The sequence below is a fragment of the Streptosporangium sp. NPDC051023 genome, assembly GCF_040689595.1.
Classification (GTDB): domain Bacteria; phylum Actinomycetota; class Actinomycetes; order Streptosporangiales; family Streptosporangiaceae; genus Streptosporangium.
In genome coordinates this window covers 1-12,411 of record NZ_JBFBCE010000150.1, presented here as the reverse complement: position 1 = coordinate 12,411, position 12,411 = coordinate 1, and the positions used below count along the sequence as shown (strand labels likewise).

General features: G+C 70.3%; 11 protein-coding genes. 5 read left to right on the top strand and 6 right to left on the bottom strand.

Annotation, left to right across the window (positions count from 1 at the left end):
• Positions 1–344: HTH domain-containing protein (locus AB0395_RS46330; RefSeq protein WP_366294173.1), on the bottom strand; the 344-nt coding region annotated here is incomplete at its 3' end.
• A 38-nt stretch (positions 345–382) separates the two neighbouring features.
• On the opposite strand from AB0395_RS46330, the gene AB0395_RS46325 reads away from it, so the two are divergent.
• Both AB0395_RS46325 and AB0395_RS46320 read left to right on the top strand, forming a co-directional pair.
• On the top strand, positions 383–1,159 hold the full coding sequence (locus tag AB0395_RS46325) for a DeoR/GlpR family DNA-binding transcription regulator (RefSeq protein WP_366294170.1): 777 nt from the start codon (positions 383–385) through the stop codon (positions 1,157–1,159).
• 35 nt (positions 1,160–1,194) lie between these two features.
• Positions 1,195–2,370, top strand: a complete 1,176-nt coding sequence (locus AB0395_RS46320) for an MFS transporter (protein WP_366294167.1) — start codon at positions 1,195–1,197, stop codon at positions 2,368–2,370.
• A 102-nt stretch (positions 2,371–2,472) separates the two neighbouring features.
• On the opposite strand, the gene AB0395_RS46315 is transcribed toward AB0395_RS46320, so the two are convergent.
• The 4 genes from AB0395_RS46315 to AB0395_RS46300 form a co-directional block, all read right to left on the bottom strand.
• A complete protein-coding gene (locus AB0395_RS46315; protein ID WP_366294165.1) occupies positions 2,473–3,267 on the bottom strand; it encodes a hypothetical protein in 795 nt (264 codons plus the stop codon).
• Positions 3,268–3,397: 130 nt separating this feature from the next.
• Positions 3,398–6,019 carry an AAA family ATPase gene (locus AB0395_RS46310; protein WP_366294162.1) on the bottom strand — a complete coding sequence of 874 codons (2,622 nt, stop codon included), beginning with the start codon at positions 6,017–6,019 and terminating at the stop codon, positions 3,398–3,400.
• Positions 6,019–6,882 carry a hypothetical protein gene (locus AB0395_RS46305; protein ID WP_366294161.1) on the bottom strand — a complete coding sequence of 288 codons (864 nt, stop codon included), beginning with the start codon at positions 6,880–6,882 and terminating at the stop codon, positions 6,019–6,021. Before AB0395_RS46305 ends, AB0395_RS46310 begins: the two co-directional genes overlap by 1 nt.
• A gap of 111 nt (positions 6,883–6,993) precedes the next feature.
• The gene (locus AB0395_RS46300) at positions 6,994–8,253 is read right to left on the bottom strand and encodes a P-loop NTPase fold protein (RefSeq protein WP_366294159.1); all 1,260 of its coding nucleotides are present in this window, start codon (positions 8,251–8,253) and stop codon (positions 6,994–6,996) included.
• 82 nt (positions 8,254–8,335) lie between these two features.
• Between AB0395_RS46300 and AB0395_RS46295 the strand changes: the two genes are divergently transcribed.
• The 3 genes from AB0395_RS46295 to AB0395_RS46285 all read left to right on the top strand — a co-directional run bounded on the left by AB0395_RS46295 (position 8,336) and on the right by AB0395_RS46285 (position 11,583).
• Positions 8,336–9,700 carry a DUF4407 domain-containing protein gene (locus AB0395_RS46295; protein ID WP_366294156.1) on the top strand — a complete coding sequence of 455 codons (1,365 nt, stop codon included), beginning with the start codon at positions 8,336–8,338 and terminating at the stop codon, positions 9,698–9,700.
• A 173-nt stretch (positions 9,701–9,873) separates the two neighbouring features.
• Positions 9,874–11,109, top strand: coding sequence for a histidine kinase (locus tag AB0395_RS46290; protein ID WP_366294153.1), 1,236 nt, complete (start codon positions 9,874–9,876; stop codon positions 11,107–11,109).
• Positions 11,110–11,295: 186 nt separating this feature from the next.
• On the top strand, positions 11,296–11,583 hold the full coding sequence (locus AB0395_RS46285; RefSeq protein ID WP_366294151.1) for a Fe-S cluster assembly protein HesB: 288 nt from the start codon (positions 11,296–11,298) through the stop codon (positions 11,581–11,583).
• Positions 11,584–12,133: 550 nt separating this feature from the next.
• On the opposite strand, the gene AB0395_RS46280 is transcribed toward AB0395_RS46285, so the two are convergent.
• Positions 12,134–12,411, bottom strand: a 278-nt coding sequence (locus AB0395_RS46280) for a carbohydrate-binding protein (protein WP_366294148.1), incomplete at its 5' end; no start/stop codon positions are given.

Here is a 12,411-nt window from a genome sequence, read left to right as displayed (position 1 = left end):
GCGTCGCCACGGCTCGCTCCCCGGTCAGCTCCGCCAGCAACTTCACGATCTCCGCGCCCCTGGCGTGGTCCAGCGCCGAGGTCGGCTCGTCGCCCCGCCAGGAACAACGAGGAGGCCTCCGCCGCCGTCAGCCCGTTGAGGCGGGTGCGGTAGCCGTCAAGCAGTTGGTATCCCCCTGCGGGGCCCCGGTCCGCGTACACCGGGACGCCCGCGGACGACAGGGCCTCGACGTCCCGGTAGACGGTGCGGATCGAGACCTCGAGCTCCCCCGCCAGCTCGGTGGCCGTCATCCGCCCCCGGGTCTGCAGGAGCAGCAGCAGTGACAGCAGACGACTCGCGCGCATGGGAACCATTGTCTCGCGGATTGCCTTACGAACATGTGATGTGTTCAAATGAACACATGGAAAGTTCGAATCGGGTAAGAGCGATCATGTCTGGGCTGCGCGTCAGCGACACCGTCTCCGTGGCGGAGCTCGCCGTCGAGCACGCGGTCTCCGAGATGACCATCCGCCGCGACCTCGACGAACTGGCGCGGCAGGGGGTGGTCAGGCGGGTGCGCGGCGGCGCGGTGAGCCTGCTGCTGCGCGGGGAGGAGCCCCCGTTCGGGGTGCGCGAGCGCGAGGCGGTCGAGGCGAAACGGCGGATCGCCGCCGAGGTCGCGGAGCTGCTCGTCGACGGCGAGGCGGTGCTGCTCGACGGCGGGACCACCGGTTTGGAGATCGCCAGGGCGATCCGTGACCGCCGCATGACGGTCCTGCCGCTGTCCCTGCAGTCCGCCCACGAGCTCGGCACGGCTCCGCGGATCCGCCTGGTGCTGCCCGGCGGCGAGGTCCGGCCCGGTGAGCTCAGCTTCACGGGCCCGCTGGCGGAGAACGCCATCCGCTCGCTGCGCTTCGACACCGCGATCATCGGCTGCTGCGGCCTGTCGGCCCGGCACGGGCTCACCGCCCACGATCTGGCCGACGTCGCGATCAAACAGGCGGCCGTCGCCTCGGCCACACGTGTCATCGCCGCGACCGACTCCGGCAAGTTCACCCGCACCGCCTTCGGCGCCGTCTGCCCCATCGACCACCTCGACATGGTCGTCACCGACACCGCGCTTCCCCCCGCCGAACACGACTCCCTCACCGCGGCGGGCGTCATCGTCCGCACCGTCTGACCCCCGCCGAACAGGCCCTCCCACTGGAGTCCCTCATGCCCGCCACCACCCTGGAGAGACGGTCACTCATCCGCGCGCGGATCGCGGTCTGCCTGCTCTTCCTGCTGTCCGGCATGGCCATCGGCACGTGGACCGCGCGGATCCCGTCGATCAAGCAGGATCTCGGGCTGAGCGACGGCCGCCTCAGCCTCGCCCTGCTCGGCATCGCGGCGGGAGCGCTCACCGGCATGCAGGTGGTCGGCAGGCTGATCGACCGCTACGGCAGCGTCAGGGTGATGCTGCCGATGGCCTTCGCGCAGAGCGTGGTCCTGATCGTCCCCGCCTGGGTGCCGAACCTGGCGGGGCTGGCCACGGCGCTGTTCGCCTTCGGCGTGGTGCACGGCACGCTCGACGTGGCGATGAACGCGAACGCCGTCGAGGTCGAGCGGGCGGCGGGCAGGCCCCTCATGTCCTCCTTCCACGCGGTGTTCAGCATCGGCGGGTTCCTGGGCGCCGCCGTCGGCGGGGCGCTCGCGCACGCCGGTCTCACCCCGGCGGCCACCTTCACGACCGTGGCCGCCGTCATAGGTCTCCTGGCACTGCAGGCCGCCCGCTGGGCGTTCACCCCGGCCACCCCGGTCACAGCCCCCGGCGAGGAGCCCCGGCCGGGCGAAGGCCGTTCCGGGGTCCGCGGCCTGATGCTGCTGGGCGTGCTGGGCTCCTGCTGCATGATCGGGGAAGGGGCGGCCGCGGACTGGAGCTCGGTCTACCTGCGTGACAACCTGGGCAGCTCGGCCGGGTTCGCCGCGGCGGCCTACGCCGCGTTCTCGGTGGCGATGACCGCGGGCCGCCTTGCGGGAGACCGGCTGGCGGCCCGGCTGGGGCCGGTGACACTGGTGCGTGGCTGCGGCGCGCTGGCCGCCTCAGGGTTCGGGATCGCGCTGCTGGCCGGTCATCCGGTGGCCGCGGTCATCGGTTTCGGCTGTTTCGGCGCGGGCCTGTCCTGCATCGTCCCGCAGGTCTTCTCCGCCGCGGGCCGCCGCGACCCGGCGCGGGCGGGACAGTCGCTCGCCAGGGTGGCGAGCCTGTCCTACGTCGGCTTTCTCTGCGGTCCCGTGCTCATCGGCGGTGTCGCCGAGGTGGTCACCCTGCCCCGTGCGCTGTTCCTCCCGGTCCTGCTGGCCGCTTTCGTGGCGCTGACGGCGTCCGCGCTGCGCGTCCGGGAAAGCTGAGTGCGGGGCGCGGCGGCGAGGACATCGCACCCGCCCGGGCGACTCCCGCCGTCCCGGTCAACGTCCCCGATCTCACGGGACGACTCGTCCAGGGTGCCGACGTCACGTCGCCCGCTGCGTCATTTTGATGAGCCAGATGAAGGGCTCCGCCACATTGATGGGATACACCTGGCCTCTGATTCTGAAGCCCTGGTCTCCCGGCACGATGTTCTGGAAGTCCTCCGGGTCGAATGTCCCCCTGGCCTGATCCAGGTAGAAACCGATGGACGAGGTCACGAAGTAACGCACCCGATCAGGATGGAAGTAGCGGTTGAACACCGTCGGCACCATTCGCCCGTTGCCGCTGGCGGAGATCTCGGTGATCCGCTCGAACAGGTCCGCGGCGTTGTCGTCCCTCACCCGGGGAACCCCGTGGGGATCATCGGGGTCCACGGAGAGCATGTTCAGCCTGGCCGCGGTCTCCGTGACCCGCACGTCGTCGAACTTCGTGACGCACACCGCGACATAATGGGGCAACCAGCCATCGGCGGGCAGCCGGTCGTCGGCGAGCATCCGTCGTGACAGCCGGATCAGCACCTCGTGCAGGTAGCCGAACGTGTCACCGTCGTCATGCTCGCGGATCGGGTCGTAGCAGAAGATGATGCCCTTCGCCTGCTCCAGGGTGTCGATGACCTCCTCTCGGGGGGAGGCGGCTTCGTGGGCGCCACCGGCGAAGCTCTCCCCGGGCAGGTCGACCAGACGGAAATGGATCGAGGTCGAGCGTGCCGGCTTCCTGCGAAAGCGCCAGAGTCCGCCGGCGGGGACGGGCTCGACGAGGACCCAGCGATAGATCTCCTCGGTGGCGCTCGCGGAAGGGAACTCGCCTTCCACGGCCAGGGTGGCGGTCAGCTCGGCCAAACTGTCACTCGATGGCGCGTCTGTTTCGACCAGGCGCAGGCCGTCGGAACGCCGGAGAAGGGCGACGTTGAGAGCCGACAGAAAAGTGGTCTTTCCGGAGCCTGGCGCACCCCACATGGCGATGCCGTGATCAGGTGGCACGAGGGACCTCGCTCACAATGGGGAACGGAATCCGCTGAGCCGAGACATCCAGGCCCAGCCCGGCCAGAAACTGCCGGACGTCCATGTCCTCGAGATGGGCGAAGGCGCGCCCGCCGCCGAGCCGGAACCACACGGGATCCGCCTGTTCCACCGGCCGGTCGCAGATGGCGCCCAGTGTCAGGCCGGGCCGCCGCCCGAGCTCGCCGAGCAGCGCCTCCCAGTCGTGGCGACGTGGACAGGGCAGGGTGTGCGACGCGTGCACCCGGGGAGGATGCGGTGGCCGGTCTCCGACGGTGAGGAGCACGGTTCGCTCAGTGTCGGCCGCTCGAAGCCGCTGGACCACCGCGGCGAGCATGTCCTCGACCTGGGCGGCATCCGGAATGCCCGATTCCAGCGGTTTCCTGTGCACCAGTTCTCCCAGACTTCTCAGCGCGGACTCCGGGAGGACCCGCCAGGCGACGACATCGACGGGGGCATCCGGAGTGTGCCTGCTGTAGGAGTGTCCACCGTAGACGATGAGCGACACCTCGATCTGACCGAGCGTCCCTTCGGCCAGGATCGTGAGCACCTGCCGGATGCGGTACAGCCTGACGACCCGCTCGAGCTCCCCTCCGGCCTCGATCGCGCAGATGACGTGTACCGGTTCCCAGACGGAGTCGAGCCTGGCCGGTACCAGGGCGACGATCTCCTGCCAGGTCCGTTCCTCCTCCGACAAGCCCGTGACCCCGGTGAGGCGCACCCGGCCCGCCCGCTCGAGCTCCGCGGTGATCTCGTATCGGCCGGGCGGGAGTTTGGCGGAACGCGCCGTCACCAGGCGCGGCCCGGCCGCTTCCCGCCAGGCGACGAGAGCGAAAACGGTGCCCTGACCATCGCTGGGCGGGCAGTACACGGTCGCCGAGGCCAGCGCACCGCGCCTAGTACCGGCCGCGAACAGCGGAATCCCGGCGAGTTCCGGGCTCCCGCCTGGGGCGTCCGCCCGCAGGACAACGAGCTCGTACGGCCAGCGCAGCGGCTCGGCCAGGACGGCCTGGCGCACGAGCGCGTCGACGAGTACCCCCGGCTCGGCGAACCACGGCGCCTCGGAGCGCTCGGCACGCAGAGCCTCCAGCGCCCGGTCGGCGGCGGGGTCTCCGGGGAAGGACGAAACGAACAGCGCGTCGGCTCCGGCCGGCAGGCCCGCCGCCCGCACAGCCGCCCCGTCCGGATCCTCCCCGGCCAGTTCGTTCCATCGCACGACGGGACTGCGCCGGCAGTGCGGCGTCCCCGCCTCATCCCGCAGCAGTTCGTAACCGGTGATCCCGTCAACCGCCACCTCCACGACGGCCAGCCTCGCGCCTTCGCCCAGTTCGGCCAGGACATCCGGGAGCGCGTGGCCGAAGCCGGGCCGTTCGGTGTCCGCGATCCGGGACGGCTCACCGCCCCTGAGAGCGCGCTCGACCGTCGCCCGGCTGATGAGCGCCCTGTCCGGCGCTGCCAGTTCGAAGGCCAGCCAGCTCAGCTGCAGGATCCTCCGTGCGTTTCCGCCACCGAGCGTGTGCAGCGCGCGGACTCCGCTGACCAGGAACGGATGGACGGTGTCGTCGGCCGGGGAGACGGCTCGCAGGTAGGCGCTCAGAAGCTCGGTGGTCTGCTCGAGCGTGACCGCCGAGGAGCCGACGACGTTGCCGCCGAAGCGCTGCTTCAGGTCGCGGGGCAGCCGCTCCCAGACCTGCTCGTTGCCCGCCAGGACGAGCATGCCGTTCTCCTGCGGCAACCGCTCGACCAGCGACTGCAGCAGCCCCTCGTTCCCCGATCTGACATGGCCGTTCTCGCCGAGAACGAGGCGCTCGCACTGGTCGAGGATCACCACCGCCGGGCGCCCGCCACGCGTGCACAGGGCGACGAGGAGCTGGATTCCGTACCGGCACAGCTCGGGGTCGATGATCGGGCCCGAGACGCCGAGACGCCGCGCGTCCACCGCGCCTATCTCCCGTCCCGCCAGCCAGTCGTAGGCGGCCTCTTCGAGCACCGGGTCGAGCAGGGAGGTCAGGGCGCGCTGGAAGTCCTCCTGCGCGCCGGCGATCTGGGCCAGTTCCCGCGCCTGCGCCTGCAATACCGAGCCCAGCTCGACCTGCAGATCGCGCAACATCGAGTAGAACCGGTCCGGATCCGCGCGCAGGACCGAGGCCGCGACCGCCCCGGCCTGCTCTCCGTACACCCGGCCGGTCTCGGCACCGGCGATGGTCCCGAGAAAACGCAGGCTGAGCTCACGCAACATCGGCCGGTCGATCTGGCTCATCAGGCGCCGGTATCCGGAGGGGAAGTCACCGTCCTGCAGCTTGACGTAGAACCGGTAGGGCGTCTCTCCCGGATTCTCCGCCAGGCGGCGCAGCAGGAAACGGATCGCGTGCGTCTTGCCACTGCCGTGGTCGCCGTGGAGGAAGACCACCTGGCCCCGGCCCCTGGTGCCGGGCTCGAAGCCGCTCAGATAGCGTTCGGCGACCGACCAGAGCCGCTCGACCGAAGGCAGCGAGGCGGTCGGCGCGCCGGTTCCGTCGTCGAGGACCCGCTCCTCCATGCTCGCGGTGCCCTGCGGGGGGAACGGGTTGCGTTCGGGATAGACGACGTTCATCACCGCCATCCGTTCATGGCCGTGACCGTCGCGACCAGCCACTCCCGCGACATGCCGAGCTCGGAGTTGTCCGGCCACGGCACCTGGCCGTTCACGAGGCTCAGCCGGTAGTCGAGGAGCTTGGCCAGTCTGGTCAGCACGGCCTTGATCGGTGTGGGAGCACTGCGGAAGATCTCCGCGACGCCGTCGAGGTCGAAGGGGCAGTGCAGCGGGGAGGCCTGCTCCCATCGTCCCCGGGCCAGACTCTGGATCTGCGACTCCACCAGGGGACGCAGCTCGACCACGTGGGTGTCCTCGGCGAACAGCTCGGGCTGCAGGAGGTCGGCGGCGGGAGTCTGGGCGTGCTCGTAGGCCCGGTGCGTGAACACCACGATCGACTGGGTGTTACGGAACACCGTCTGCGCCACGTTGACGAAGCTGGCAGTGCGCAGATCCTCGAAGAGCACGCCGAACGCGTACGGCGAGCGCTGGCCTGCCAGCTCGGTGCTCAGCATCCGGGCGAGCCCCTGGAAACGCTGCGGATAGATCGACTCCTGCACCTCGCCGATGCCGTCCAGCAGCCTGATCAGTTTGTCGGTGAGGGACACCTCGGCCATGTCGACCTCGTTCTGCAGCTGCGCCATCGCCTGCTGAATCCACTCGAAGTCCCGGTGGTGACCGATCTCGACCCTGGCCACGAGGTAGCGGCCGTCCGTGGCGCGCAGTTCGCGGTAGAGGTCGAGCACGCAGTTGGCCATGGAGGTCCGGCCGGTGTAGTCACGCCCGCTGATCACCACGAACGCGGGACGCCCGGCGAGAACGGCCTGGTGCAGGTAGGCGTAGACGGGCTCGACGTAGGCGTATCCGTCGAGGTCGAGCCTCAAGGCTCGGTCCTCGAGACGCTGGACCGGATCGAGAGGCCTGGGAGTGTAGGGGTTGCGATCGGGGAGACCATAGAGCCGGTAGTGCGGCACGCGACCACTGAGGGACAACGCTCACCCGCCCAGCAGGGTGAGGTAGCCGGGCAGGTCCTCGGCCACCTCCGCGAACCCGGCCGCGGAGAAGAGCTCCTTGAGGTACTCCTGCGAACCGTGGAATCTCCGTACCGCCTCCTGGACCGGCTGGGCCTCGGCCATGCCGTACCTGCGGACGAAACCCTCCGTGCGATCGAGGTTGAGATCACCGTCATAGACCGCCTCGAGCGCCGCGAGCAGGTGCGGCCGCTCGACGACCGCGGCGTGCAGGGCGGCGCTCTGCACCCGCAACACCACCAGCCGGACGAGCACGTCGAGGCGGAGCCGTCCGAGCCGCTCGTCCCGCCGGGCGATGGCGTGGGTCATGGCGCACATGTTCAGCACCCGTTTGATGCGCCGGGGGTTGGGGGCGAGAACGCGGCGCAGCAGTTCCACCTGGCCGTCCAGCGGCGACGGCAGATCGAGCTCGTCGAGGAAGAAGCCCACCGCCCGCTCGTCCAGCGGGAGGAGGTAGAGCGGTAGCTGGATCATCTTGTCGAGGTATTCGTCGGCGATGGCGGCCGTCTTCTCCGGGGCGAAGCCGAACTCCCGGTACTTGACGGCGACGCCGTGGTCGACGACCTCCTTGGAGATCGCGAGAACGACGACCACGTTCCGCAGATCAAAAAAGATCTTCAGGGACTCCAGCAGATCGACGATCTCCGCGGGCTGGCACCGGTCGAGATCGTCGACGAAGACGACCAGACGAGCCCCTTTGTCGCCGATCTCGTCCGCCTGCCGCTGCAACGTCGACCGGAGCCTGCGGATCTCGCTCTCCACCTCACCGCGCCGCTCGGCGTAGGCCTTGGACAGCTTCTCGACGTTGTCCAGGGTGACCGCGCCCCCGGTGACCTTGCGCAGCAGCACGTCGGCGGTGAGCTTCGCGATGACGTTCCCGAGGCGCGCGGCCACCTCGCCGAACCGGCCACGGCCGTCCTCGGCCAAGGTGTCCTGAAGGGTGTGCAGCAGCGGCAGGAGCATGGTCGGCTCCCTACGATGGACCCACGGGTTGAAGTGCACCCGGACGAAGGCGTCGCGATGGTCCTCGGCGAGCCGCTGATCGACCATTCTCAGCAGGCTCGACTTGCCGCTCCCCCACTCGCCGAACACACCGATGGTGAAAGGGGTCTCCGTAATGGAGTTGCTCATCACCTCGACGAGCGGGTCGACGTACCGGTGAAACCCCAGCCGGTCGAGAGACCGGCTCACCGGTGAATCAGAGAGCACCGGAAGCGCGCTCATCGTGAACATCCTCTTTCTCAGCTTCCGTGCCGACCGGCACAATCAAGAGATTTATCATGGAGTGCTGAGCGACAATCCAGAAATGGAACGAATGAAGAGATTCCTCGAGAGATTCCTCGTCGGTCTCTCGGGGGGGCGCGCCGACATCCTCGCGCGCCTGCCTCGTTCCGAGCTCCGGCGATTCGTGGTCATCGGCGTGATGTCACTCCTCGGCGGCGCCACGGCGGCGGCGGCCATGGCCGCGCTCCTGCACGACGGGCTCGGGTGGGCTCTCTGGGCGGTCCTAACGGCGGCGTCGGTCTGGGGCGTGCTGCTCCTGTCCCTGAACCGGTGGATCATCGTGCTCAGCCGGTCAAGCAGGCGCAGACCCTGGGGACCCGTCATCCCGTTCTTTCTCCTCTGCGTCCTCACCAGCCTCACCGTCAGCGAGCCGGTGGCCCTTCAGGTGTTCAGGTCCCAGGTCACCGCTCAGGTGTCGGTGATCCAGCGGGAACGCGCGGCGGCGTACACGGCCGCCCTGGACGCGGACCCGGTCACCACAGAGATCAACCGGCTCTCGTCAAGGGTCGAGGAGCTCAGAGAGGTGGTCCGCACCGGGGGCGGCGCGTCTCTGTCCCCGGCGGAGGATCCCCTGGCCCAGACGCTGACCAGCGAGCTCGCGGCTCTCCGGCGGGACGCGACGGACGCTTACGAGAAGTGGCAGTGCCAGCTCTACGGCGGGCAGGGCTGCTTGAGCGGCGTGAAAGGCGACGGTGTCCTGGCCCGGGCGGCGATGGAGAGGTTCAAGCGCGCCAGTGCTCAGGTGGCCTCGGCGCAGAACCGGCTCGACGAGCGGATCAGGCAATTGAAGGCCACCGGGGAACAGGCCCGTAAGCAGCGGCTGGAGCTCGCGCGGGCGCAGCTGCCCACGGCGCAGGCCCAGCTGGATGCCGCACGGGCACGGCGTCTGCGCCTCCAGCAGACGTTCGAGGCGGCCAATCGCTCGGACACCGGGCTGCTGACCCGGCTGACCGCGCTGCGGCGTGTCCGGGACGCCTCCCCGTACGCCGTCCTCGTGGAAGTGCTGATCGCGCTGCTGGTCATGCTGGCCGAGTCGTTTCCCGTCCTCATCGGGTTGTCCGGACGCCGGGGACCGTACGAAGAGGCCGTCGCGCGTGCGGACCGCGAGGCACTCCGGGCCGCCATGTCCGTGTTCTCCAGCGGGCTGGTGCTCTCCGACGGCAACATCTGGGATATCTGGGCCGGGACCGGCGCCAAGAACGCCACCGGCACCGACGGGGCGGGAACCCCGGCCGGAGATCCCCTCCTCACGGCTGTACCGAGCCGCCCCGCAGGGGACGCGCCCGGCTCACCGGCGGGCGTGGCCCTGCGCGAGATGCCGGACACCCGGATCCGTTTCGGCGCCGGATTGCCCGGGGCATCCGATCTGTTCCCCGACGACGAGTGAGCCGGCCCTCGTATCCATGGTCATGCGGCCGGAGGCCTGTGCCTGTACGCGCGAGTCCCCCGGGCCAGGTGCCTGACCGGCGGGGCCATGCCGGTACATCCCTCTGAGGGGGGAGGCGGACTCCCCTCCCACGCGGGAGGCACCACCGGCACGGCGCTGCGAGGATCGGCACTGTGAGACGCATCCTGGCCCCGCTGATCAGCCCGGTCACCTATCTCAGGTGGACGTGCCTGATCCTGGGGGGTGCACTGGCCATGCCGTACATGATGGCCGGCTCACTGGCCGCGGGGATGCTGAGGCCGTTCGAGGAGAGGAGTCCGGGCCTGCTGTCCGCGGACCCTATCGTCTTCGCGGGCGTGCTTCCGCTGATCGCGGTTACCGGGCTGTTCCTGCCGATCCGTGCACTGGAGCTGACCGCGGCGCGGGGTCTCCTCGACGTCGTCATCGATCCAGTGCTGGAACGCCCGAGGCGGACCTGGGCGGAGCGCCGTCGCACCGCGGCGTGGTTCACCCTCCACCTCGGGATCGGGGCCGTGGCGGCGGGGACGACGCTGGCGATGGTGCCGTTCGCGATCTGGCTGTTCCTGCTGCCTCTGCTGGGCGATCGGCTCGGGCTTTACGGCACGGGCCCGACCGCCGGGTGGAGCAGCGCGTGGGCACCGGTGGCGTCGGTGGTGACGCTGGCACTGCTGGTGTACGTGGCGGCAGGCGCGGGGGCGCTGCTGTCGCGGTTCGCCCCCGCGCTGCTCGGGCCGTCGCCGGCCGACCGATTGTCCGCTCTCGAGGAGCGGGCCCGGCGGCTGGCGACGCGCAACCGGCTCGCCCGCGAGCTGCACGACTCGGTCGGGCACGCGCTCAGCGTGGTGACCGTCCAGGCGGGCGCGGCGGGACGGGTGCTCGACCGCGACCCGGAGGCGGTGCGGAAGGCGCTCTCCGCGATCGAGGAGTCGGCGCGGGCAGCGCTCGAGGACCTGGACCACGTGCTCGGCCTGCTGCGCGAAGGGGAGGGCGGCGAGAACGGCCCGCTGAGAGGTCCGGTCAGAACTCTGGACGACCTGGCCGAGCTGGTCCGCTCGACCGGCGCGACCGCCGAGATCTCCGGCGATCTGGCCGTGTTGCCCGCGCTGGTCTCGCGGGAGGCGTACCGGATCGCCCAGGAGGCGCTGACCAACGCGATCCGGCACGGCTCAGGCGCGGCGCGGCTTGCGGCGGCCGTACGGGAGGACCACCTCGACCTGGAGGTGCGCAACGCCGTCACGGAGCGGGCGGGAAGGAGCGGAGGACGCGGGATCCCGGGCATGCGGGAGCGGGTGACACTGCTGGGCGGCGCCCTGGAGGCCGGGATCTCCGGCGGGGAGTGGAAGGTCACGGTACGGCTGCCGCTGCGCGGCGGGGAGGAGGCCACGTAACGGCGGATCGTCGAGCTCACCCGGCCGTGCACGATGCGGTGAGACCGTCGAAAACCGCCATCCACCGGATGGCTGGAGGCGGCGTGAGCCACGTACCGGGGGAAATACCGGAGAGCAGCATGATTGGGCGGGTCCAGAGCGGGCAAGGGCGAAGAATCCCAACCCTGATCCCGACAAGGAGTCACAATGCTTACATTGACGGACACCGCTGCCCAGGTGATCCGGGACCTCAGCTCTCAGGTGGCGGACTCGACGGACACCGGCGTCCGCATCTCGTCCCAGACGGACGGCACGGGCGCGCTATTGCTGTCGGTCGTAGACGGCCCGGAGACGAACGACAAGGTGGTCGAGGCGGACGGGGCTCGGATCTTCCTGGATCCCGCAGCCGCCGACATGCTCGACGACAAGTCCCTGGACGCGGACATAGACGAGGGAGGAGCGGTGGCGTTCCTCGTCACCGAACAGCACCCCTGACAGGAGCGCGAACCTCAGCCCCGACGGGGCTTCCGGCCTTCGGAGGCCGGGGCCCCGTGCGGGTTCCCCATCCCCCGGCACCGCATGCGGCCGGTGGTCGGGGTTCGGTCGGTGGCGGGTTATCCGGCGAGCAGATCCGCCCGGCCGCCAGGCGGTTCGCCGCCTGGCGGTAACCGTCGACACGCGCGAGCGCATCCATATCCCGGCGGTTCCCCGGGAGGGAGTCGAACCGTCAGGGGGAACTCATGGACCGGACAGCCCGCGAAAAGCACGGAAACGGCCGGTGTCACGTCCGCGCGCGGCATCTTGCCCGCAGACGCGACACCGGCCCCGGCTCACCGGTCCGTTCCCCGCCCTTCACCGAATGAACGCCCGCCCTGGCGCGGTGACGGCGAGTTCCGTACGGCGAGCCAAGGCCGATGCCACGGCGGGGCGGTACACCACCCCGCGCGCGCCGGTCCGTGCGGCACCGACCCCACAGTGCGCCGACCGGGGCCTCCGGCACCGGCACCCGCGGGTCAGCGGATGCCGGGCATGACGTGCCGGTGCGTCAGATGCGCTGCCACAGGGCGGGAACGTTCGGCGGCTCCCAGCCCGGGTAGGCCGTGTGCCCCTGAATGCACCGGTAGTTGGAACCGCCGTAGCTGACGACGTCGCCGGCCTTGTAGCTCGCGCCCGCGGTCCAGGTGCCTCCGGGGTTCGAGGTCGGCGTGTTGGTCGGGGTGACCGTGGGGGTCGGGGTGATCGTGGGGGTCGGCGTCGGCACCGGGCCGGTGAAGTTGGCCACGAAGTCGAACGTCGCCTCCCTACCGGAACCGACCGTGCGCA